The 23,580-nt window shown below is 73.1% G+C and carries 19 protein-coding genes and 1 tRNA gene; 18 read left to right on the top strand and 2 right to left on the bottom strand.

Features of this window, described 5'->3' with window-relative positions:
- Nucleotides 1-84: 84 nt before the first annotated feature.
- The 6 genes from ACIF8T_RS01735 to ACIF8T_RS01760 all read left to right on the top strand — a co-directional run bounded on the left by ACIF8T_RS01735 (nt 85) and on the right by ACIF8T_RS01760 (nt 10,069).
- A complete protein-coding gene (locus ACIF8T_RS01735; protein ID WP_400030044.1) occupies nt 85-1,611 on the top strand; it encodes a VCBS repeat-containing protein in 1,527 nt (508 codons plus the stop codon).
- 212 nt (nt 1,612-1,823) lie between these two features.
- Nucleotides 1,824-3,383 carry an alkaline phosphatase D family protein gene (locus ACIF8T_RS01740; RefSeq protein WP_400030046.1) on the top strand — a complete coding sequence of 520 codons (1,560 nt, stop codon included), beginning with the start codon at nt 1,824-1,826 and terminating at the stop codon, nt 3,381-3,383.
- Between the two features lie 97 nt (nt 3,384-3,480).
- Nucleotides 3,481-4,698 carry a hypothetical protein gene (locus ACIF8T_RS01745; protein WP_400030048.1) on the top strand — a complete coding sequence of 406 codons (1,218 nt, stop codon included), beginning with the start codon at nt 3,481-3,483 and terminating at the stop codon, nt 4,696-4,698.
- 213 nt (nt 4,699-4,911) lie between these two features.
- Nucleotides 4,912-6,408, top strand: coding sequence for a D-ribitol-5-phosphate cytidylyltransferase (locus tag ACIF8T_RS01750; RefSeq protein WP_400030050.1), 1,497 nt, complete (start codon nt 4,912-4,914; stop codon nt 6,406-6,408).
- Between the two features lie 158 nt (nt 6,409-6,566).
- Nucleotides 6,567-8,675: a hypothetical protein gene (locus ACIF8T_RS01755; protein ID WP_400030052.1), complete on the top strand. Its 2,109-nt coding sequence runs from the start codon at nt 6,567-6,569 to the stop codon at nt 8,673-8,675.
- Nucleotides 8,676-8,932: 257 nt separating this feature from the next.
- A complete protein-coding gene (locus ACIF8T_RS01760; protein ID WP_400031449.1) occupies nt 8,933-10,069 on the top strand; it encodes a glycosyltransferase family 2 protein in 1,137 nt (378 codons plus the stop codon).
- Nucleotides 10,070-10,085: 16 nt separating this feature from the next.
- On the opposite strand, the gene ACIF8T_RS01765 is transcribed toward ACIF8T_RS01760, so the two are convergent.
- Entirely contained in the window at nt 10,086-12,113 is a 2,028-nt protein-coding gene (locus ACIF8T_RS01765) for a hypothetical protein (RefSeq protein ID WP_400031451.1), read from the bottom strand.
- 422 nt (nt 12,114-12,535) lie between these two features.
- Between ACIF8T_RS01765 and proB the strand changes: the two genes are divergently transcribed.
- The 5 genes from proB to ACIF8T_RS01790 all read left to right on the top strand — a co-directional run bounded on the left by proB (nt 12,536) and on the right by ACIF8T_RS01790 (nt 17,523).
- Nucleotides 12,536-13,642 (top strand): glutamate 5-kinase, encoded by a 1,107-nt coding sequence (gene proB, locus ACIF8T_RS01770; RefSeq protein ID WP_400031453.1) that lies wholly within the window; start codon nt 12,536-12,538, stop codon nt 13,640-13,642.
- Nucleotides 13,643-13,819: 177 nt separating this feature from the next.
- On the top strand, nt 13,820-14,278 hold the full coding sequence (locus ACIF8T_RS01775) for a hypothetical protein (RefSeq protein WP_400031455.1): 459 nt from the start codon (nt 13,820-13,822) through the stop codon (nt 14,276-14,278).
- Between the two features lie 85 nt (nt 14,279-14,363).
- On the top strand, nt 14,364-15,650 hold the full coding sequence (locus tag ACIF8T_RS01780; RefSeq protein ID WP_400030054.1) for a glutamate-5-semialdehyde dehydrogenase: 1,287 nt from the start codon (nt 14,364-14,366) through the stop codon (nt 15,648-15,650).
- A 101-nt stretch (nt 15,651-15,751) separates the two neighbouring features.
- Nucleotides 15,752-16,351 carry a hypothetical protein gene (locus ACIF8T_RS01785; RefSeq protein WP_400030056.1) on the top strand — a complete coding sequence of 200 codons (600 nt, stop codon included), beginning with the start codon at nt 15,752-15,754 and terminating at the stop codon, nt 16,349-16,351.
- Between the two features lie 101 nt (nt 16,352-16,452).
- Nucleotides 16,453-17,523, top strand: a complete 1,071-nt coding sequence (locus ACIF8T_RS01790) for a hypothetical protein (protein WP_400030058.1) — start codon at nt 16,453-16,455, stop codon at nt 17,521-17,523.
- A 9-nt stretch (nt 17,524-17,532) separates the two neighbouring features.
- On the opposite strand, the gene ACIF8T_RS01795 is transcribed toward ACIF8T_RS01790, so the two are convergent.
- On the bottom strand, nt 17,533-18,642 hold the full coding sequence (locus ACIF8T_RS01795) for a M48 family metallopeptidase (protein ID WP_400031457.1): 1,110 nt from the start codon (nt 18,640-18,642) through the stop codon (nt 17,533-17,535).
- Nucleotides 18,643-18,948: 306 nt separating this feature from the next.
- Between ACIF8T_RS01795 and ACIF8T_RS01800 the strand changes: the two genes are divergently transcribed.
- The 7 genes from ACIF8T_RS01800 (at nt 18,949) to ACIF8T_RS01830 (ending at nt 23,580) form a co-directional block, all read left to right on the top strand.
- Nucleotides 18,949-19,113 (top strand): hypothetical protein, encoded by a 165-nt coding sequence (locus ACIF8T_RS01800; protein WP_400030060.1) that lies wholly within the window; start codon nt 18,949-18,951, stop codon nt 19,111-19,113.
- 139 nt (nt 19,114-19,252) lie between these two features.
- Nucleotides 19,253-19,963 (top strand): nicotinate-nucleotide adenylyltransferase, encoded by a 711-nt coding sequence (gene nadD / locus ACIF8T_RS01805; protein WP_400030062.1) that lies wholly within the window; start codon nt 19,253-19,255, stop codon nt 19,961-19,963.
- Between the two features lie 16 nt (nt 19,964-19,979).
- The gene (locus ACIF8T_RS01810) at nt 19,980-21,740 is read left to right on the top strand and encodes an LCP family protein (protein WP_400030064.1); all 1,761 of its coding nucleotides are present in this window, start codon (nt 19,980-19,982) and stop codon (nt 21,738-21,740) included.
- 83 nt (nt 21,741-21,823) lie between these two features.
- Nucleotides 21,824-22,270, top strand: coding sequence for a ribosome silencing factor (gene rsfS / locus ACIF8T_RS01815; RefSeq protein ID WP_400030066.1), 447 nt, complete (start codon nt 21,824-21,826; stop codon nt 22,268-22,270).
- Nucleotides 22,267-22,938 (top strand): histidine phosphatase family protein, encoded by a 672-nt coding sequence (locus tag ACIF8T_RS01820; protein WP_400030068.1) that lies wholly within the window; start codon nt 22,267-22,269, stop codon nt 22,936-22,938. Before rsfS ends, ACIF8T_RS01820 begins: the two co-directional genes overlap by 4 nt.
- A 117-nt stretch (nt 22,939-23,055) precedes the next feature.
- Nucleotides 23,056-23,128: transfer RNA gene (locus ACIF8T_RS01825), tRNA-Ala, on the top strand.
- A gap of 278 nt (nt 23,129-23,406) precedes the next feature.
- Nucleotides 23,407-23,580, top strand: a complete 174-nt coding sequence (locus ACIF8T_RS01830; RefSeq protein WP_400030070.1) for a hypothetical protein — start codon at nt 23,407-23,409, stop codon at nt 23,578-23,580.

A 23,580-nucleotide genomic window follows, 5' to 3' on the forward strand; every position in this document is an offset into this window, starting at 1 on the left:
GCAGGCCCCGCCGGCCCGCGCCCCGGCGGGGCCCGGCGCCTTCCCGACCTCCTCTCCCGCACCTCACGACCGCTAGGAACCCGCATGTCGCTGCACACCTCCCCGCCGTCCCACCGCCGTTCCCGCCGCGGGCGGCTCGCCCTCGCCACCGTTGTCGTCCTCGCCGCCGGTGCCCTGGCGGCGCCCACGGCCGGCGCCGCCACCCCGGAGGCAGCGGCCGCCGCCGCGCCCAGCACCAAGCGCCTGCACGACGACTTCAACGGCGACGGCTACCCCGACCTGGCGGTCGGCGCCCCGGGCACCCAGGTGGGCACCCTGGCGAAGGCCGGCGCGATCAGCGTCCACTACGGCTCCGCGAGCGGCCTGTCGGTCTCGCGCAAGCAACTGCTGCCCTGGCGCGACAGGGACGCGCTGAGGCCGCAGACGGCGTACGGCAGCGACCTGCGCAGCGCGGACCTCGACCGGGACGGCTACGCCGATCTGGTGTCGACGGTGCAGTGGTCCCTCATCGAGGGCTACGACGGACAGTTCCTCGTCGTCAACTGGGGCGGTCCCACCGGTCTTTCGGCCACCCCCACCGTCCTGGACCGCTCCGGGGCGGCCGGATACTCGAGCATGCGGTACGGCGTGGGCGACGTCGACGGGGACAAGAACCCGGACCTGGTGCAGCTCGCCGAGGAGTACGGCAGCGACAGCTCGCCGGGCGACGGCACCGTGCTGCGCGGTCCCTTCACCCGCGACGGCCGCGCGGCGGGCGCCAGGCCGTTCACCGTCGACCCCGAGGGCATGTCCCGCTTCCACAGCATCGCCGTCGGCGACGTCACCGGTGACGGCGTCGCCGACCTGGCCGTCGGCTCCACCTTCGTCGACGAGAGCGACTCCCGGGCGGTCGACCTGCTGGCCGGCGGCCCGGACGGCTTCACGGCCAAGGGCATCCTGAAGGACGGCCAGGGCCGGGTCATCGGCGGCGAGCGGATCGAGATCGGCGACCTGAACAAGGACGGCTACGGCGACATCGTGGTCGGCCACTCCGGCGACGCGATGGACAGCGACGTCGAACTGCCCACCAGGGGCGGTGCGGTGATCGTCGCCTACGGCGGTCCGAACGGCACCTCGGCCACCCGCAAGCCGGTGTGGATCAACCAGGACACCGCGGGCGTGCCGGGCACCGGCGAGCGCGGCGACGGCATGGGCAGCGGCCTGTCGATCGGCGACACCAACGGCGACGGCTACCCCGACGTGGCGACCGGGCTGCCCGGCGAGGACCTGGGCGGCATCACGGACGCGGGCAGCGTGGTGGTGCTGCGCGGCGGCGCGGGCGGCCTGACCGGCAGCGGCGCCAAGTCCTTCAGCCAGGACACCGCCGGGGTGCCCGGCACGGCGGAGAAGGCCGACCGGTTCGGCGCCGAGACCGCCCTGGTGGACGCCAACGGCGACAGGCGGCACGGGCTCGTCGCCGGAGCCCCGGCGGAGAACGCGGCCAACGGCGGCATCTGGATCTTCTCCGCCACCACCGGCGGGATCACCGCGAGCGGCTCCACCACGTTCGGCGCGGGCACGGTGGGCCTGCCCGCGACGGGAGCGCGGTTCGGCGCGTCCCTCGCCGACTGACGGCCCTGCGCGGCCTCCCCTGACGGAAGGTGACGTTCCGTAAGACCCGTTGCGGCCAGTTCGCGTTTGTCGTGTTGTCGCCGTGCCGCGGCGGGTCCCCTGTTGTCTGCTTGTTTGTCATGCACGCGATCCTCGGTGTTCAGCGGGCGGACCGCCCGGACGGCGAGCTTCGCAGTGTCCGCAACAGGCCAGCGAAGCAGGGGAGTTCGCCGATGACCGGAGAGAACGGGGCCGCAGCGCCCGACCGACGCCGCTTTCTGACCGCCGGTGCCGCGGTGCTCGGCGCCGCGGCCTCCGCCCAGCTGTGGCTGCCGTCCGCCGCCCGGGCCGCCGAGACCCCGCTGCCCGACGGCGTGTTCAGCCTCGGCGTCGCCTCCGGGGACCCGCTGCCGGACGGCGTCGTGCTGTGGACCCGGCTCGCCCCCGACCCGCTGAACGGCGGCGGCATGCCCGACCGCGTGGTGCCGGTGGAGTGGCAGGTCGCGGAGGACGCCCGGTTCAAGAGAGTCGTCCGCCGGGGCACCGCCCACGCCCGGCCCGAGTACGGGCACAGCGTTCACGTCGACGCACGCGGGCTGCGCCCGGGCCGCACCTACTGGTACCGCTTCCGCGCCGACGGGCAGCTCTCGCCCGCCGGCCGCACCCGCACCGCGCCCTCCGCGCACCGCTCCGGCGGCACCCTGCGCGTCGCGCTCGCCTCCTGCCAGAACTGGCAGCACGGCTATTTCACGCCGTACGCCGACATGCTGGAACAGGACCCGGACATCGTCCTGTTCGTCGGCGACTACATCTACGAGTCCACGCCGTCGGCGACCGCCCTGCGCCGCCACGAGGGCACCGGCGAGCCGTACTCCCTGGTGCAGTACCGCAACCGGTACGCCCAGTACCGCACCGACCCGGACCTCGCCGCGATGCACGCCCACGCGCCGTTCGTGGTCACCTTCGACGACCACGAGGTCGACAACGACTTCGCCGGCGAGATCCCGCAGGACCCCGACAAGCAGCCGCACGACGCGTTCACCGCCCGGCTCACCGCGGCCTACCAGGCGTACTACGAGCACATGCCGGTGCGCGCCACCGCGATCCCGGACGGGCCGCACATCCGGATGTACCGCCGCCTGGAGTTCGGCCGGCTGGCCCGGCTCAACGTGCTGGACACCCGCCAGTACCGCAGCGACCAGGCCACCAGCCAGGCCGGCGCGCAGCACCCGGACCTGACCATGCTCGGCGCGCGGCAGAAGCAGTGGCTGCTGGACGGGCTGCACGACTCGCCCGCCCGCTGGAACCTGATCGCCTCCCAGATCATGATGGCCGAGACCGACCTGCTGGTCGGCGAGGGCAAGCAGTGGTTCTACGACGCCTGGGACGGCTACCAGGCCGAACGCAACCAGTTCCTGAAGGAGTTCAGGTCCGTGCGCAACCCGGTCGTGCTCACCGGGGACCGGCACCTGACGATGATCAGCGACCTGAAGGAGGACTTCGCCGACCCGGACTCCGCCGTCGTCGGCGCCGAGTTCGTCGGCACCTCCATCTCCAGCAACGGCGACCAGGACCAGGCCGCCTTCCACCGGGAGTGGGACCCGCGCCTGCCGGACAACCCGCACTGGAAGCTGCTGGACGCCCACCGCGGCTACCACCTGCTCGACGTCCGCCGCGACGGCATCGACGCCCGGGTGCGGATCGTGGACACGGTCCGGCAGCCGACCGCCACCGCCACCACCCTGGCCCGGCTGCGCGTGGAGGCGGGCCGGCCCGGCGTCGAGGTCGTGTGACGCCGCCCACCTGACGGCACCGGGGAGCCCGGGACTCATCGCGGTCCCAGGCTCCTCTCAGCCCCGCCTCAGGAACCCCTCCTACCGTCCCTTCACCATGGAGACGGACTGCACGACCCCCGCCCCGGCCGCCCCCGCGCGGCCCACCGCCGCCCGGCCCGCCCCGCTGCCCGCCGGCACCCGCCTGCTGCACATCGGCCCGCACAAGACCGGGACGACCGCCGTCCAGGGCGCCCTGTTCGCCGCGAAGGACGCGATGCCGGCGTACGGCGTCGCCTTCCCGGCGCACAGCCGGCACCCCATGGAGGCCGCGCTGGCCGCCTGCGCCCGCCCGGCGATGATCGGCGATCCGGTGCCCACCCAGCGGCACTGGACGCGGCTGCTCGGCCGGGTGGACGCGACCGGCGACCGGACCTCGGTGGTGAGCAGCGAGTTCTTCGCCGACGCCGGGGACGAGGACACGATCGCCCGGATCGTCCGGCAGGTGGGCGGCGACCGCGTGCACGTCCTGGTCACCCTGCGCCCGCTGGTGCGGATCCTGCCCTCGCAGTGGCAGCAGTACGTGCAGAACGGGCTGCGCATGGGCTACGAGGAATGGCTGGAGCACATGCTCCGCAAGGCCCCGTACGACAAGCCCACCCCCAGCTTCTGGCGGCGGCACCGGCACGACCGGCTGGTCGGGCGCTGGGCCCGGGCGGTCGGGCCGGAGCGGGTCACCGTCGTCGTGGTCGACGACCGCGACCGGGGCGGGCTGCTGCGGACCTTCGAGGCGCTCCTCGGGCTCCCGGAGAATCTGCTGCAGCCGGTCCCGGACACGGCGAATCGTTCCCTTACCCTCGCCGAGACCGAAATGCTGCGGAATCTTAATAAGGAATTCCGCAGTAATGGCCTGCCGGACGGGCTGTATTCCCGGCTGGTGCGCAACGGCGCGGTGCTGCATATGAAGAACGCGTGCAGTCCCACGCCGGGGGATGTGAGGATCCGCACCCCGCGCTGGGCCGTGGAGGCCGCCGCCGCGCTCGGCGCGGAGGCGGCCGGGCGGATCGGCGCCTCGGGGGTCCGCGTCCTCGGCGACCCGGCGCTGCTGTCCGCCGTGCCGGAGCCCGCCGCGGCGGCCCCGCGGACCCCGGTGCCGCACCCCTCCCCGGCGCCGGACGAGCCCCGGCTCGACCCCGGGGTGGCCGCGCACGCGCTGTACGGGGCGCTCGCCGCGGCGGCCGGGGCCGTCAAGGGGCGTACCGTTCACCAGACATCGTCGAAGGAACTGGTCAAGGTCCTCGGTCACCGCTGCCTGAAACGGCTGGGGCGGCGCTGAGCCGTCACGGCGTCACGCACGGCGATCCGCGCGGCTGTGGAGTTACTCACAGCAAATGCGGGGGCGTCCCCGGGAACCGTTTGCCCGTCACCGGGAGTTAAAGGTGAATGACAGGTTGCGCGCACATATGCAGCCAAGGTCGCTCACCTTGCACTGCGGTAACCACAAGTGGGACCATTTCCAAGTCCCCTGTCGCCCCAAGGTAGGTCACCTGTGTCCCAGCACATAGCCAAGCCCCGTACCACCGCAGTGATCCTGGCCGGTGGCACCGGTCAGCGCGTGGGTCTGTCGATCCCCAAGCAGCTGCTGAAGATCGCCGGCAAGGCAGTCATCGAGCACACCCTGACCACCTTCGAGAAGGCCGACTCGATCGACGACATCATCGTGCTGATGGCGCCGGGTTACGTGCCGGACATCGAGAAGATCGTCGCCAAGGCCGGGTTCCGGAAGGTCAAGAAGGTCATCGAGGGCGGCGCCACCCGCAACGAGACCACCGAGCGCGCCATCGCCGCCCTCGGCGAGGGCCTGGCCGAGGGCGAGGACCTCAACGTCCTCTTCCACGACGCCGTGCGCCCCCTGCTGTCGCAGCGCGTCATCGACGACTGCGTCACCGCCCTGGAGCGCTACCAGGCCGTCGACGTCGCCATCCCGTCCGCGGACACCATCATCGTCACGCGCACCCACGGCGAGGACGGCGAGTTCATCACCGAGATCCCGGACCGCTCCCGCCTGCGCCGCGGCCAGACCCCGCAGGCCTTCAAGCTGTCCACGATCAAGCGGGCCTACGAGGTCGCGGCCGGCGACCCCAACTTCCAGGCCACCGACGACTGCTCGGTCGTGCTCAAGTACCTGCCGGACGTGCCGATCCACGTCGTCGCGGGTGACGAGTACAACATGAAGGTCACCCAGCCCGTCGACGTCTTCATCGCCGACAAGCTGTTCCAGCTCGCCTCCACCGCCGCGCCCGAGCAGAACGGCGAGGAGGCCTACCGCGAGTTGCTCACCGGCAAGACCCTGGTCGTCTTCGGCGGTTCGTACGGCATCGGCAAGGACATCGCCGAACTCGCCGAGTCCTACGGCGCCACGGTGTACGCGCTGGGCCGCTCCACCACCGGCACCCACGTGGAGAACCCGGAGGAGGTCGACGACGCGCTGTCCAAGGCGTACGCGGAGACCGGGCGCATCGACTACGTCGTCAACACCGCCGGCGTGCTGCGCATAGGCAAGCTCGCCGAGACCGACAACGCCACCATCGAGGAGGCGCTGAAGGTCAACTACCTGGCCCCGGTGCAGATCGCGCGCTCCTCGTACAAGTACCTGTCCGAGACCAAGGGCCAGCTGCTGCTGTACACCTCCAGCAGCTACACCCGCGGCCGCGCCGAGTACAGCCTGTACTCCTCCACCAAGGCCGCCATGGTGAACCTCACCCAGGCGCTGTCCGACGAGTGGGCCGGCGACGACATCCGCGTCAACTGCATCAACCCGGAGCGCACCGCCACCCCGATGCGCACCAAGGCCTTCGGCCAGGAGCCCTCGGGCACGCTGCTGTCCTCCGAGGCCGTGGCCCGCACCTCGCTCGACGTGCTGCTGTCCGAGCTGACCGGCCACGTCATCGACGTCCGCCAGCAGGACCCCACGGCGGGCGCGGCCAAGGCGTCCGGCTTCGAGCAGGCGCTGGCCTCCGTGCTGGACCGCCAGGACGGCGTGTAATAATTGACGGTATATAGACTTCCGTAATTCAGGCCTCTGCGGACATCCGTTCACCGGGTGTTCGCGGGGGCCTGAATCCGTACGACTGGTAAATACCGCACAGACCAGCCGCATCGAAGAACAAAACCGGCACTCCCCCTCTCAGAGCAGGTTTCTCCGTGATATCCACCGCTATTCGCGTCGCCCGGGTGGGCAGCGCGGCCGAGTTGGCCGCGGCGGTCCTCATGGTGGCGGGCTTCCCCGTCCTCATGCTGGCCGCGCTCGTCCCGAGCGTTCCCGCCTTCGCGGCCGCGGCCGCCGTGACGTACCTGGCGGACCACTATCTGCACCGCAAGGGCAGCTACCTGATCAACCGCCTCAGCAAGGTGCGGGCCGGGCTGTCGATCCGCTTCCTCATCCGGCAGCTGCTGCTGATCCTGCTGCTGGCCCGGCTGTCCCTCGCGGACAACCTGATCTACTACGGGGCCATCGCCTGCTTCATCGCCTTCTACGGCCTGCAGGCCCCGCACGGCGCGCTGGTCACCCTGATCCGCAACCGCCGCCGGATGCCGGTCGCCACCCGCAACGTCGACCTGGCCTCCCGCGTCCGCATCCCCGACGCCCCGCCGCGCCGGCTGCTGCACCGCTCCGCCGAGAAGATGCTGCACCTCGACCTCGCGGCGGTCGTCGGCATCGTGGTCTCCGCCGCCACCGACTCCGCCGTGTTCGGCTTCTTCGGCATCGGCGTCACCCTCGGCCTGAGCACCGGGTACGTCCTCGCGCTCCTGCCGTACGTGCGGGGCCGCAAGGTCCCGCCGAGGGCCGAGACGGTGCTGGCCGCCGTCGACGACTGGCTGGGCGAGTACCGGCCGGAGACCGTGCTGTACTTCTCCGGCTCCCGGGACTCCGCCTACCAGGTCAACATGTGGCTGGAGACCATGGAGCAGCTGGACTCCAAGCCGCTGATCATCCTGCGCGAGCGCGTCATCCTGAACAACCTGGCGCCCACCACGGTCCCCGTCATCTGCGTGCCCGGAGGGGTGCACCTGATGAACATGGACCTGTCCACGGTGCGGGTCGCGCTGTACGCGGCGAACGTCGGCAAGAACATCCACCTGCTGCGCGTGCCCACCATGAAGCACGTCTTCATCGGCCACGGCGACAGCGACAAGCTCGCCAGCGTCAACCCGTTCAGCAAGGTCTACGACGAGGTGTGGACCGCCGGCCGCGCGGGCCGCGACCGCTACGCCATCGCCGACGTCGGCGTCCGCGACGACGACATCGTCGAGGTCGGCCGCCCGCAGCTGGCCCCCATCCGGACCTGGCAGGGCGTCCCCGACGGGCGCATACCCACGGTCCTGTACGCCCCCACCTGGGAGGGCTGGGACGACAACCCGGGCAACACCTCGATCCTGCTGGCCGGCGAGAACATCGTCAGCCGCCTGGTGACGGCTGACCCGCCGGTGCGCGTGCTGTACAAGCCGCACCCGTTCACCGGCACCCGCAGCAAGGACGCCAAGGCCGCCCACCAGCGGATCACCGCCCTGGTCGAGAAGTCCGCCGCCGAGCGGGCCGCGGACCCGCGCTTCACCGCCGACGCCGCCGCCCAGGCGCACGCCAAGGCCGAGCTGGCCCGCATCGAGGCCCGGATCGCCGAGCTGGTCGGCACGGGCGCCGGCAAGGGCGACGAGGCCGAGGCCACCCGCGACGGCATCGTCGACGTCTCCCGGCACCAGGAGATCGCCCGGCTGCGCGCCGAGTGGAACACCGCGTACTGGAACTCCTTCCCCACCTGGGAGCACCGCGTCATCACCGGCGCCCAGCCGCGCCTGTACGACTGCTTCAACGTCTCCGACGCGATGGTCTCCGACATCTCCAGCGTGGTCTCCGACTTCATCGCCAGCGGCAAGCCGTACGCCGTCACCGACTCCGCGGAGCTCGGCGCCGAGGAGTTCAAGCGGCAGAACACGGCGGTGCGCGCCGCGGTGATCCTGACCAACAGCGCGGCCGAGCTCGGCGAGCTGCTCGCCGCGGTCCGCGACCCCGCCTCCGACCCGCTGGCCGGGGACCGCAAGGAGCTCAAGCGGTACCTGCTGGGTCCGGACGAGCCGAAGTCCATCGACCAGTTCAACGGCGCGGTCGCGGACCTCGCCCTGAAGGCCGAGACGCGCAACCTCGGCCAGACCTCGCGGATCACGGCCGGCGGCCCGGACGTCGAGCTGGCGGACGCCCTGCCCGGGCAGCGGACGGCGGAGGCCGGCGACACCGACGGGGTGAGCGCGGGCTGACCCGCCTCCGGCACGGACGCACGGGGCTCGGCCCCCGGGGAATCAATTCCCCGGGGGCCGAGCCCTTTCCGCGTCCGCGTCCGTATCTCCCGGTGGGCTGTGAGGTGACTCACTCCACCACCGGCTCGGGGCAACCGCTTGCCCTGAGCACCCGTCTTCCAGGTAGCGAATAAGGAGATACGGGGGGAAATATCCGTTGGCGAGGGGGAAACGTGACGCAGCCTGATGTGAGCGTGATCATCGGGGCGTACGAAGCGATGCCGTATCTGGTCGCGTGCCTGGAGTCCGTCGAGGCGCAGACCATCGGCCCGGAGCGCATGGAGGTCATCGCCGTCGACGACGGCTCGACGGACGGCACGGGGGAGTGCCTGGAGGAGTTCGCCGCCCGGGCCCCGATGCCCGTGACGGTGATCCGGCAGGACAACTCGGGAGGGCCGAGCGGCCCGCGCAACGTCGGCCTGGGCAAGGCGGCCGGGCGGTACGTCTTCTTCCTCGACGCCGACGACCGGCTGGGCCCCGAGGCACTGGAGCGGATGGTCGCCATGGCGGACCGCGCGGGCACGGACGTCGTGCTCGGCCGGGTCGAGGGCGTCAACCGCTCGGCGCCCAAGTCGATGTGGGGCAGCACGCTGGAGCGGACCGACGTCTTCTCCTCGAACATCAAGTTCACCCTGAGCGCCCAGAAGCTGTTCCGCCGCGAGCTGCTGACCCGGCACGGCATGCGCTTCGACGAGTCGCTGTTCACCGGCGAGGACGCGCTGTTCACGATGGAGGCGTACCTGCGGGCCGACGGCGTCTCCGTGATCGCCGACCACACCTGCTACTACCTGGTGGGCCGCGACGACGGCAAGCACGTGACCAGGAGCGGCGACCACACCCTGCGCTTCGACTCCGCGCGCGCCCTGATGCGCCTCATCGCCGAGCACGTGCCCGCCGGCCCCCGCCGCGACCAGCTCATGGTCCGGCCCTTCACCGTGACGCTGCTGCCGCAGTTCGGGCCCAAGTACCTCAAGGACGGCGAGGAGACCCGCCGGCACAAGCTGGAGCTGGCCAAGCCGCTGATGGACGCCCACTGGACGGAGGGCGTCGCCCGCCGCCTCAAGGTCCACGAGCGGCTGCGCCTGCACCTGGTCGCCGAGCAGCGCGCCGACCTGCTGCCCGACGTCGTGGAGTTCGTCCGCTCCGGGAAGCAGGCGGCGGCCCTCCTGGAGAGGAGGGGCCGCCGCGTCTACCTGGCCTACCCGTACTTCCGCGACGCCGCCGCGGGCGTCCCGGACTCCGTCTACCTCGCGTCGCCCCGCGAGGCCCGCGCCTACCCCGGCTACCGCGAGGGCGGCGCGGACTCCTTCGTGCGCCGGGCGGCCCGCAAGGTGCGCCGGACGCTGGGCGTCTGAGCGGCGCGCGGAACGGCTACGGGGCCTTCCCCGGCTGCTGCGCGGCCACCGGGCCCGCCGCACCGGCCGCCTGCCGCTGGCCCGGCAACTCCGCCGCCGGCGGCTGCGCCGTCCTGGCCCGGCGGGTGCGGGCCGCGGCGCACAGCTCCCGCACGGCCGCGCCGAAGCGCTCCTGGGACGACGGTTCGGCCGGGCCCAGCAGGCGGAGCTTCAGCTCGGCGCGGGCGGCCGCCAGCTCGTCCTTCGCCGGGTCGCGGACCGCCTCCAGCAGCCGGGGCACCCCGGCCGCGTCCGGCGTCAGCACGGTCGCCGCCGCCACCGTCGGGAAGGCCTCGCGGAACGCGTCCTGGGACAGCCCGCTGGTGTTCGCCACCGCGTACGGCTTCCCGCTCGCCAGGAAGTCGCTGATCACGCTCGACACGTCACTGATCAGCAGGTCGGCCCGGTCGAAGCAGGCGTACAGCGCGGGCCGGGCGTCCGTGACCACCTGGTGCTCCCACTCCGGCAGCGACGCCCAGTACGCCTCCTCCCAGGCGGCCGTCGCCCGTGCCACCGCCCCGGCACGCCCCGGCTCGGGCGCCGACTGCGCCAGCATCCGCTCCACCGGGTCGGCCCCGGACCGGAAGCCGGCCGCGGTGAGCCGGTCCAGCTCGGCGGTGCGGCGCGCCAGCTCGCCGTCGTCGGCGGGACGGGGCCCGGACCGCTCCCGGTTCGCCGCGCGGATCAGCTCCCGGATGCGCAGGTCGGCCGCGCCCGCCCGCGGGTCGACCGACCCGGTCAGCGGATGCGGCTTGTACAGCAGCCGCACGGCCGGGTCGGCGAGCAGCGCCCGCACGAGGTTCTCGCCGGCCGCGATCACCGAGGTGTTGCCGGGGTTGCCGTCCCAGCCCTCCCAGGTCGGGGCGTACAGCACGGTCGTGTACGGGCCGGCGGGCGGCCCCGCGTACGGCCGCACGGCGTCCAGCTGCGGCCGGCCGATCTCCACCACGTCCTTGTCCTCGACCCCGACGTCGGCCAGCGCGTACCGCTCGCGCGCCGCCGGACCGGCCACCCACACCTCGTCGTACGCCTTCGCGTACGGGTTGCACGACGACAGCTTGTCGCTCTCCCCGTGGTTGACGAAGGTGTGCTTGAGCGTGGGGATGCGCAGCACCTGCGAGGTCTTGCCGGAGTTCGACGGGTGGATCAGCACCTGGAGCGTGGAGTGCTCCAGGCGCATCAGCGTCGACACCTTCGGCAGGCAGACGATCGGGACGTCGGTCGCGGCGATCTTCTGCACCATGAACCGCTCCCGCAGGATGATCACCGGCCGCTCCTCCAGCCGTGCGAGCGGCTCCAGCCACATGTTCGCCTGGTACGCCGAGGACGGCCCGCCGGAGAAGTACAGGCCGACCGTCGGCCGGTACGCGGCCAGCCACGCGTCGAACCACTCCAGCACCTCCTGCTCGCCCGCCGGGCGGCGGCCCGGCAGCAGCCGCAGCAGCAGCGCGACCAGGCCGGCCAGCGCCAGGGCGAGCGAGAGGGCCAGGCCCAGGGCGCCGTACCGGGGCGCGTCGACCGCCGCGGTGACCGAGAGCCCGGCCGTCGCCGGCAGCCCGAACACCAGCAGCCGGTCGCCGGGGCGGCGCAGCAGCACGTGCGGGGCGGGGGACAGGCGCAGCGCCGAGGCGTCGATGTTGCGCGTCACCACCGGCAGCGTCCGGGTGCGCCGCACCAGCACCGACACCGCCTGGACCGCGCAGTGCAGCCCGTAGAAGACGAGCAGGCCGGCGACGAGCGGGGCGTACAGCGTCTCGCGGTCCTGCGCGCCGAGCCGCAGCAGCCCCACCACCAGCAGCAGGTCCCGCAGGACGTGCCGCACGCCGACGTCCGCGTGCGACTTGGCGAACAGCGCCAGCATCCCGCGCTGCCACCGGTACAGGACGCCCTCGGCGGCCAGGGACAGGACGGTCGCGGCGAGCAGCAGCGGCAGGTGCGGCAGCAGCGCGCCCGCGGCCTGGGCGGCGAAGGCGGCGGCGAGGCCGGCGGCGACGAGCGCCCGCACGGCGGTGGACCGGCGCGGCAGCCGCGCCGGTCCGGTCGGGGCGGACGCGGGCGTCTGCCGGCCGGGGTCCGGCCGGTGCGCGGACGGTCGCCGGCGGCGGGGCAGGGGTAGGGGCACTGCGGTCACTCCAGATTCGTCGCAGGACGGGCGCCCGGGTTAACGCGCGCCCGCCTGCGGACGACACGCGCGTGTCCGTGGGGCCACGAGCAGCCGACTGATGGTAAGGGGGATGCGTCGATTTCACGCCACCGCGTCTGGAAATGGTTTCCCCGCCGTGGCGGCGGGCGGTGCGGCGCCGCGCGGAGCGTGTTCGCGGACCGGACCGATGCGCGCCGCGTGACCCCCTTCGCGTAGATTCACGGACGGGGGAGCCGCACGCACACGAGGGGAAAGAAGCCAAGGTGGCAGGGTCAAGGCAGGCCGTGGGCGAAGCCCGCAGGATCGTCGTCAAGGTGGGTTCCTCGTCGCTGACCACCGCGTCGGGCGGCCTCGACGCCGACCGGGTCGACGCGCTGGTCGACGTCCTGGCCAAGGTGCGCAGCGGCGGGGAGCGGGAGATCGTCCTCGTCTCCTCCGGCGCCATCGCCGCCGGCCTCGCCCCGCTGGGCCTGCGCCGCCGCCCCAGGGACCTCGCCCGCCAGCAGGCCGCCGCCAGCGTCGGCCAGGGCCTGCTGGTGGCCCGCTACACCGCCTCCTTCGCCCGCTACGGCGTCCGCGTCGGCCAGGTGCTCCTCACCTCCGACGACATGAGCCGCCGCTCCCACCACCGCAACGCCTCGCGCACCCTCGACAAGCTCCTGGCGATGGGCGCCCTCCCGGTCGTCAACGAGAACGACACCGTCGCCACCGACGAGATCCGCTTCGGCGACAACGACCGGCTGGCCGCCCTCGTCGCCCACCTGGTCCGCGCCGACCTGCTGGTGCTGCTGTCCGACGTGGACGGCGTCTACGACGGCGACCCGAGCAGGCCCGGGACCTCGCGGATCGCGGAGGTGACGGGGCCGCAGGACCTCGCGCACGTCGAGATCGGCAGCGCCGGCAAGGCCGGCGTCGGCACCGGCGGCATGGTCACCAAGGTCGAGGCCGCCCGGATCGCGGCCGCCGCCGGCATCCCCGTCGTGCTGACCAGCGCGGTCCACGCGGCCGACGCGCTCACCGGCCAGGACACCGGCACCTACTTCCACCCCACCGGCAAGCGGTCCGCCGACCGGCTGCTGTGGCTCCAGCACGCGTCCACCCCGCAGGGCTGGCTGACCCTGGACGACGGCGCCGTACGGGCGGTCGTGGAGCGCCGCACGTCGCTGCTGCCGGCCGGGATCGCCGCCGTCGAGGGCGAGTTCAGCGCGGGCGACCCGGTCGAGCTGCGCGACGGCGAGGGGCGCGCGGTGGCCCGCGGGCTCGTCAACTTCGACGCCAAGGAGATCCCCCGGCTGCTCGGCCGCTCCACCCGGGAACTCGCCCGCGACCTCGGGCCGGCCTACGAACGCGAGGTCGTCCACCGGGACGACCTGGTGATCCTGCACCCGTAGGCGCCCGCGCGCCGGTGCCCGCCGGGCGCCGCGGGGGCGCCCGGAACCGGGGAAACATCCGGTCCCGGTGGTGGACGTTCCGCGAAATCGCCACGCGATCCCGTGCGGGCTGCCAACTTTGTCTCACGGACAATTCCGCTAGAGCACCGCTGTGTGAAGGAGGCCGTCGTGAGACGAGTGCGCCCAGGGGCGGCGGCGTCCCGTGGTGGTGCCGGCTCCCGGGCGGCCGGCGAGGAACGCCCCCTGGCCAGCGTGGCGGCCGGGGACCGGTTCCGGGGCGAGGAGCCGGCGGACACCCCGCGCCTGTGGCACGTCACCCTCAGCGTCTCCGGCCGGGAGACCCCGCTGCCGGAGGTCCGCCGGGCCCTGGAACAGCTCGCCCACGACCACCCCTTCCTGCTGACCAGCAGGTACGCGGTCGACCACGCGGAGATCCGCTACTGGGAGGAGGCCCGCGACCTGCACGACGCGGCCGCCGTGGCGCTGCGCCTGTGGGGCGAGCACCGCCAGACCGCCGGCCTGCCGCCCTGGGAGATCGTCGGCCTGGAGGTCATCGACCGCGCGACCTACCACCAGCGCGTCGCCGAGGGCTACGGCCCGCCGCCGGCCTCCCCGGTGGGCGTCCACCCCTTCTGATCCGGGCGTCTCACCGGGCGCCCCGGGCGTCTCGGGGTGTGGAACGAGCGGGGAACGGGCCCGTCCGTCGCACTACCCTTCCCTCATGACCACGCTCTCGCCGTACGACTCGATGTCCCCGGTCACCCAGGCCGCCTACCGCGCCAAGGCCGCCGCCGCGACCCTCGCGCCGCTGCCGAGGGCCGAGAAGGACGACGCGCTGCTCGCCGTCGCGGACGCGCTGGAGGTCCGCGCGAGCGAGATCGTCGAGGCCAACGCCCAGGACGTCGCCAAGGCCCGCGAGAACGGCATGAGCGAGGGCATGGTCGACCGGCTCACCCTCACCCCGGAGCGGGTCCGCGCGATCGCCGCCGACGTGCGCGACGTGGCCGCGCTGCCCGACCCGGTCGGCGAGGTCGTGCGCGGCTCCACGCTGCCCAACGGCATCGACCTGCGCCAGGTCCGCGTCCCGCTCGGCGTCGTCGGCATCATCTACGAGGGCCGCCCGAACGTCACCGTCGACGCCGCCGCCCTCTGCCTGAAGTCCGGCAACGCGGTCCTGCTGCGCGGCTCCTCCTCGGCGTACCGGTCGAACATCGCGCTCGTGCGGGTGCTGCGCGACGCCGTCGGCGGTGCCGGGCTGCCCGCCGACGCAGTCCAGCTCGTGCCCGGCGAGAGCCGCGACAGCGTGCGCGAGCTGATGCGCGCCCGCGGCCTGGTCGACGTGCTCATCCCGCGCGGCGGCGCCTCGCTGATCAACACGGTCGTCCAGGAGTCCGTCGTCCCGGTCATCGAGACCGGCACCGGCAACTGCCACGTCTACGTCGACGCGGCGGCCGACCTCGACATGGCCGTCGACATCCTGATCAACTCCAAGGCGCAGCGCGTCGGCGTCTGCAACGCCGCCGAGACCCTCCTGGTCCACCAGGACATCGCCGCCGAGTTCCTGCCCCGCGCCCTGGACGCCCTCGCGGACGCCGGGGTCACCGTGCACGCCGACGAGCGCGTGATGGCGTACGCCAAGGACTCCCGGGCGACGGTGGTGGAGGCCACCGCCGAGGACTGGGAGACCGAGTACCTGTCGTACGACATCGCCGCCGCGGTCGTCGACTCCCTGGACCGGGCCGTGGAGCACATCCGGCTGTGGACCTCCGGCCACACCGAGGCCATCGTCACCACCTCCCAGCAGGCCGCCCGCCGCTTCACCCAGCTGGTGGACTCCACCACGGTCGCCGTCAACGCCTCCACCCGCTTCACCGACGGCGGCCAGTTCGGCTTCGGCGCCGAGATCGGCATCTCCACGCAGAAGCTGCACGCCCGCGGGCCGATGGGCCTGCCGGAGCTGACCAGCACCAAGTACATCGTCACCGGGGACGGGCACGTACGGCGCTGAGGCGGCCGGAGGGGTGGTGCGCCGCGGCCGCGTGCGCGCCGTGCGCAGCCGCTCGCGAGCCGTCTCACCAGACGGATGAATTTCCGTACCGTCTGCCCAAAATGACCCCCCAGGTCTACTCTGGATCCGTGCCGGAGGACGTGGGGGGCACGCCGTTCCCTGACGGCTGGGAGCCCGACGACGACCACGACCGCGGGGTGTCGGACGAAGAGTTCGCCTCCGTGGTCTTCGACGAGGCCTTCGTACGCGCGGCCGTGGTGCACGAGCCGACCGCGGTCGAGCGCCTCCTGGCCGCCGCGCAGGCGAGAGCCGAAGCCTCCGAGGCCGAGGCCCGCCGGGCCCGCACCAGAGGCGAGCGGTACGACGACGGCTTCGGCCACGAACCCGGCGGCTGGGGCCACGACCCCGACTTCGACGACCTCGACGGGCCCGACGTCCCGGAGGACCGCCGCGGCCTCAGCGGGGCGTACGGCAAGCAGGTCCGCTGGCACCGGCCCGTCGCCTGGATCCTCGCCCTCGTGATGGGCATCGGCATGGTCGCGCTGGCCTTCACCGCCGTCTACCGGGGCGCGTCCCCGGACCGCGAGGACCAGGTGCCCCTGCCCGCCTCGACCGGCCTGGAACAGGGCAGCGCCGCGGCCCCCTCCGCGTCCGCCGACTACTCCCAGCCGGCCGTCCCGGTGATCCCGCGCACCCCGTGAGCGGGGCCCGCCGGAAACCGCGGCACACCGGGTGAGGACCTGTCAGAACTTGGCGCGCGGACCGGCGTTTACCCGGACTCCCGGCGACCTACCCTGAAGATATGGGAGGGCCTGGAGACCCGCCTGAGGGGACACCCGAAGGAGCCCCGGGAGGCGGTGAGGACGAGTACCGGTCCGTCGTCTTCGACGAATCGTTCGTCCGCGCTGCCCGGCTCCAGGAGTACTCCGCCCAGGAGCGCATCTCCGACCACGCGCCCGCCGTCCGCAGCCTCCCGCCGGCGCACCGGGGCCTGTCCCGGCAGGTGCTGATCCTGGTCGTGCTGATCGCGCTGGCCTTCGGCACCGCCGTCTACATGGGCGTACGGCACCCCTACCAGGCACCCACCGCCACGGAGCCCGCCGAGCCCCTGCGGATGACCGTCATCCCGCTCGCCCCGCAGGGCGAGGTGCCCGGCACCTCCGACGTGGAACGCCTGTACGCGCGCAGTCCCGCCGCGCAGTTCCGGGTGGGGGCGGAGGGCGTGCCGCTGCCCGCCTCCCGGCGCACCGCGCACTTCTCGGACAGCCAGGTGGTGGCCGCGCTGACCACCGCGAAGGACTACATCGTGCGGTCCTCGCTCGACCCGGACGTGCTCACCGGCGGGCAGGTCCGCTCCGTGCGCGTCCTGCTCGACCCCGACCAGCTCGACCAGTTCGACCAGAGCTTCGCGCGCCCCACCGCCGACGGCCGGCACGCGCCGACGGGATGGCTCGTCCGCCTGGACACCTCCCGGGCCGAGCTGGCCGACCCGAAGATCCGGGTCCAGGGCACCCTCCAGGCCGCCGAGGCCGACGCCTCCACCCTGGAGGTCACCGCGGACCACACCTTCGTGTACGCGCTGCGGCCGGCCGGCGCCGGCGACCGGGCCGAGGCGTCGCTGTTCACCGTCCGCCGCGAGCTGCACTTCCGCTTCGACCGCGACGACCTGCGCCTGCACCAGGCCCAGCTCGTCGTCTCCTACGTCCAGGCCGGCCCGCTGGCCTGCGCCGAGGACTCCACCCACCGCCTGCGCCCCCTCCTGGCCGGCCAGACGGCCAAGGCGGGCGGCCCGGCCGGCACGGACCCGTACGCCACGGGCAGCGCGACGGCCCTGTGCGGCTCCCTGGCGACGAGCGCGCAGCCGGAGGTGTAGGCCCGGGGGTCAGCCGTCCTCGCGCGGGGGCCGGTCGCCGGTGTCCGAGGGGCCCGCGTCCTCGGGGTCCCGCGGCGGCTTCGGCGGGGAGCCCGTGAAGCCGCCGAAGCCCCGGCGGAACCGGTCGCCCAGGTCGCCGGCGCCGCCCGCCAGGTCGCTGACCAGTTTCATCAGCGGGTCCTTGGAGTTCTTCACCTGACCGGCGTAGCTCGTCGCCGACTCCCGGAAGGAGTCCCGCACCGAGGTGTCCTTGTCCTCCTCGCGCCGCGGGTAGTGGCCGTCCATGAGCCGCTGGTGGTCGCGGGACCGCGCCCACTTCTTCAGCTCGGCCGCCCGCACGGTGGTGAAGGGGTGGGAGCGCGGCAGCACGTTGAGGATCTTCAGGACGGAGTCCCGCAGGTCGCCCCCGGCCTCGTACTCCTCGGCCTGCTCCAGGAACGCGTCGACGTTCATCTCGTGCAGGTGGTTGCCGCCCGCGATCTTCATCAGGCCCCGCATGGACGCCTGCAGGTCCTGGCCCACCAGCAGCCCCGCCCGGTCCGCTGACAGCTCCGACTTGCGGAACCACTCCCGCAGCGCGGTCACGATCGCCATGATCGCGACGTTGCCCAGCGGGATCCAGGCCACCCGGACGGCCAGGCTGGTCAGGAAGAGCAGGATCGTGCGGTAGACCGCGTGCCCGGACAGGGCGTGCCCGACCTCGTGGCCGACGACCGCCCGCATCTCCTCCTCGTCGAGCAGCTCGACGAGTCCCGTGGTGACGACGATGATCGGCTCGTCCAGGCCGATGCACATCGCGTTGGGCCGCGGGTCCTGGGTGACGTACATCGGCGGGACCTTCTCCAGGTCCAGGATGTAGCAGGCGTCCCGCAGCATGTCGTTGAGGTGCGCGAACTGCCGGTCCGAGACCCGCACCGAGTCGGACAGGAACAGCAGCCGCAGACTGCGCTCGGGCAACAGGCCGCTGAGGGCCTTGAACACCGTGTCGAAGCCGCTCAGCCTGCGCAGCGCCACCAGGGCCGAACGGTCGGCCGGATGCTCGTACGCGCGCGAGGAGATGCCGGGGAAGCGCCTGCGCTGCCTGCCCGGCACGCTCCCGTGCTCGTGGCCGTCGGACATGTCTTCCCCCATGTGCGTGTCGTGGGACCTCTGCGGCCCTTCGTGCCGTCCCCCACGTCCCCGGGGCGAGGCCCGGCCGGGCGGCGAGGGACGGGAAACCTGCTCCGGGTCGTCCGGGGCGTCCTGGTCGTGATGGTCGTGGGTTCCGTGCTGACCGCGTGGTTCCTGCCGCGTGGCTACGGACGGAAGGACGACCGAGCGGTCGCGAAGGTTCCCCGGGGCGGAGTCGGCGTGATCGCCGCCGGGGGAGCCGCTTACGATGAGCCGACGTCTTTGTCCCGCCCACACGTGAAGGTCCTGCCGAAGATGAGCTTCCACAGCACCGCCGCCCAGTTGGCCACCCTCGCAGCCGAGGGCCAGGAGCACGGCGGCAACCACGAGAGCCTCAGCCCCTACCTCACCGGCGGCGGCGCCCTGTTCATCCTGCTGGCCCTGCTCTGGGTCACCACCCGGTTCAACCGCGACCGCTGAGCCCGGCCTGCGTCCCCCGCCCGCCGGGACCCGTGGGCGCCCCCGGCCCGTGGGCGGCCCGTCCGCCCGCCCGGGCGGAGAGCCGGGGAGAGCCGGGGGAGGCCGGAGCCCGCGGGCCGGGCCGGTAGGGTCTGCACGCATGGGAGAGCAGGACATGCCTACCGGTCCGGCGGACGACCCGGTGCAGGACCCGGCGGGCGGCACCGAGCGCCGCCCGGCGCCCGACCTCACCGGCGGCCCCGGCAACGGCCCCGCGCACACCGGCAAGCGCCGCCTCGGCGTCATGGGCGGCACCTTCGACCCGATCCACCACGGGCACCTCGTGGCGGCCAGCGAGGTCGCCGCCCGGTTCGAGCTGGACGAAGTGGTGTTCGTCCCGACCGGGCAGCCGTGGCAGAAGAGCCACCGCGCGGTCTCCCCGGCCGAGGACCGCTACCTGATGACGGTCATCGCGACCGCCGAGAACCCGCAGTTCTCGGTGAGCCGCATCGACATCGACCGCGGCGGTCCCACCTACACCGTGGACACCCTGCGCGACCTGCGCGCCCTCAACCCGGACACCGACCTCTTCTTCATCACCGGCGCCGACGCCCTCGCCCAGATCCTCACCTGGCGGGACAGTGCCGAGCTCTTCTCCCTCGCGCACTTCATCGGGGTCACCCGGCCGGGCCACCACCTCAACGACCCGGGGCTGCCGGAGGGCGGCGTCTCCCTCGTGGAGGTTCCCGCGCTCGCCATCTCGTCCACAGACTGCCGTGCGAGAGTCGCCAAGGGCGACCCCATCTGGTATCTGGTGCCGGACGGAGTCGTGCGCTACATCGCCAAGCGCCAGCTGTACCGCGGCGAGTGAGCCGAGAGGGGCACCGGTGAACGACCGATACGACCCGGGGTACGGGGGCGACCAGTACGAGCTCGTCGGCTACGACGAGTACGGCCGGCCCGTGTACCGCCCGGTCCAGGCTCAGCAGACCCAGCAGCAGACGTACGACCCGTACGGGCAGCCGGGGCAGCACGGCGAGCAGGGGTACGGCTACGACCCGTACACCACGGGGCAGCAGCAGCCCGCGCAGCCGTACGCCCCCTACGACCACGACACCGGCCGGCAGGCACCGGTCCCGCCGTACGACCCGTACGGCACCGGGGGCCAGGGCGGCGGCGGGAACGCGCCCTACGACCCCTACGACCCGTACGGCCAGGCCGCGGCCGGCGGCGGGCAGCCCCGCACCGCCGAGCAGACCGCCTACATCCCCCAGCAGGCCCGTCCCCAGCAGGCCGGCCAGCAGGCGGGGCAGCAGCAGGCGGATCCGCCGGCCGGGCCGGAGGCCGCCGAGCCCGCCGGCCGGGCCGGGGACGACCGGGACTACCACACCGAGCAGTTCGCCTTCGTCGAGGAGCCCGACGGCGACTCCGAGGACGTCATCGACTGGCTGAAGTTCACCGAGAACCGCACCGAGCGCCGCGAGGAGGCCCGGCGCCGCGCCCGCGCGCGCGTGGTCGCCCTGGCCGTCGTCCTGGCGCTGGTCGCGGTCGGCGGCGTCGGCTACCTCTGGTACGCCGGGAAGCTGCCGGGCCTGTCGTCGTCCGGCCCGAAGACCGACACGGCGACGCCCACGGGCGCCCAGAAGCGCGACGTGATCGTCGTCCACCTGCACGACACCAAGAAGGGCGGCACCTCCACGGCGCTGCTCGTCGACAACACCACCACCAAGCGGGGCACCACCGTCCTGCTGCCCAACTCCCTCGCCCTGACCGCCGACGACGGCACCACCACGACACTGGCCAAGTCGGTCGAGGACGACGGCTCCGAGGGCACCCGCCAGGCCCTGGACACCGTCCTGGGCACCGACATCGAGGGCACCTGGCGGCTGGACACCCCCTACCTCCAGATCCTCGTCGACCTGGTCGGCACCATCGACATCGACACGAACACCGACGTCCCCGACCCGGCCGGGAAGAAGGGCCAGGCCCCCCTGGTCAACCGGGGCGAGAACCAGACCCTCAGCGGCAAGATGGCCGTCGCCTACGCCACCTACCGCGCCCCCGGCGAGGCCCCCGATGCCCAGCTGGAGCGGTTCGGGCAGGTCATGCAGGGCGTGCTGCGCAAGATGACCTCCGACCCGGACGGTGCCACGACCACCGTCCAGACGCTCGGCCAGATCATCGAGCCGCCCCTGACCGACAAGGACCTCGCCGCGTTCCTCGCCCGGCTCGCCGACCTCGCCAAGGGCGGCGACTACCGGACCACCCTGCTGCCCGTGCAGACCGACGGCACGCTCAGCGCCCAGGCGAGCGACAGCGTGGTCGAGGACGTCCTCGGCGGGACCGCCAAGAGCCCCGACAAGGACGCCGCCGTCAGCGTCTCCGTCCGCAACGCCACCGGTGTGAAGGACACCACGGAGGCCGCCCGCGTGGTCCTCCTCAACGGCGGCTTCACCTTCCTGGAGGGGGGCACGGCCACCGCCCGGGCGACCTCCCGGATCACCTACGCCGACGCCGCCGACAAGGAGAACGCCACCGAGGTCGCCAAGACCCTGGGCCTGCCCACCAGCTCCGTCACCGAGGGCGACGCCACCGCGGGCGCCGACGTCTCCGTGGTCCTCGGACAGGACTACGAGCCGTCGTCGTAGCCGGCCGCCGGGAAACCCACGCGGTGCTCCCGGCGGTCCGTGAGACCCTTGATGACAAGTGACCGCCGACGGAAAGCCTTGTAGTGACCGCGACCGACCGCTCTCTCGAGCTCATCACCACCGCCGCCCAGGCGGCCGCCGACAAGCTGGCGCACGACATCGTCGCCTACGACGTCAGCGACGTCCTGTCCATCACGGACGCGTTCCTGCTGGCGTCCGCGCCCAACGACCGCCAGGTCAAGTCGATCGTCGACGAGATCGAGGAACGGCTCCAGAAGGAGCTCGGCGCCAAGCCGGTGCGCCGCGAGGGCGACCGCGAGGCCCGCTGGGTCCTGCTCGACTACGTCGACATCGTCGTCCACGTCCAGCACAGCGAGGAGCGCGTCTTCTACGCCCTGGAGCGGCTGTGGAAGGACTGCCCCGAACTCGACCTGCCCGAGGACGCCAGGGCGACCCGCGGCAAGGCCGAGGAGCACGCCAAGCTGCAGGCCGCGGAGGAGGCGGCGGAGCTGGGCGGTGAGTGGCGGTGAGCGCCACCGGTGAGGTGACCGGCGACCGGCCGGGCCGGGGCCGCCGCATCATCCTGTGGCGGCACGGCCAGACCTCCTGGAACGTGGAGCGCCGCTTCCAGGGCACCACCGACGTCCCGCTCACCGAGACGGGCGTCGCCCAGGCCCGCCGCGCCGCCCGGCTGCTCGTCTCCCTGCGGCCGGACGCGATCGTCGCCTCCGACCTCCAGCGGGCCGTGCACACGGCCGCCGAGCTCGCCGCCCTCACCGGTCTGGACGTCTCCCTCGACGAGGGCCTGCGCGAGACCTACGCGGGCGTCTGGCAGGGCCTGACGCACGAGGAGATCATCGCCCGGCACGGCGAGGAGTACGCCGCGTGGAAGCGCGGCGAGCCGGTGCGCCGGGGCGGCGGCGAGCTGGAGACCGAGGTCGCCGACCGCGCCGCCCCCGTGGTGCTGCGGCACGTCGAGAAGCTGCCCGACGACGGCACGCTCGTCGTGGTCAGCCACGGCGGCACGATCCGCACCACCATCGGCCGCCTCCTCGGCCTGGAGCCCCGCAACTGGGAGAGCCTCGGCGGGCTCTCCAACTGCTGCTGGTCCGTCCTCGGCGAGGGCGCCCGCGGCTGGCGCCTGCTGGAGCACAACGCCGGCACCCTGCCGGAACCGGTGCTCGGCGACGACGACTGAGGTGCCCGGCGGACCGGGTCCGGGTCCCGCGGCCGGCCCCGGGACCCGGATTTCACTTTCCGGCAGGTCGCAGGCTAAAGTTCTTCTTGTTCGCCCCGCCGAGCGGGAAGAACACCAGGGGCTATAGCTCAGTTGGTAGAGCGCCTGCATGGCATGCAGGAGGTCAGGAGTTCAATTCTCCTTAGCTCCACAGATCGACTCCCGCGAGTCGTCGAGGATCAGGTGACCGGAATCCCGTCCCCCGAGGGGGACGGGATTTTTCGTCTTCCCGGCCGGCTTGAGTCACCCGGGCCCCACAGGCGTATACCTCTGCGGAGGCGCTGATGACGTGCGTGTCCGTGCCGGCCCCGGGGCGGTACGGCGGGTGCCGTGGCCGGACTGGTACTGAGGCGTCGCTGACCGTATTGGTCCGGTCGTGGCAGAATCAAACGGCCGGAAGGGGGCGCGGCCCGACGGGAGGGAGTTGCGATGCCTGCGAGCATCCTTGAGGAGGTCGGCCACCTCCTCGGAGCGGCGTTGACACGGGGGACGACCACCCGCCTCAGCTGCCCTTCCTGCGGTTCCGCGCACGTCGCCCAGGTCCTCGGTGACAACGGCGGCGTCTCCTACGTGTGCACGGCCTGCGGCCACAGCTGGAGCTGA

The organism is Streptomyces sp. NPDC085946, from assembly GCF_044540485.1.
GTDB lineage: Bacteria > Actinomycetota > Actinomycetes > Streptomycetales > Streptomycetaceae > Streptomyces.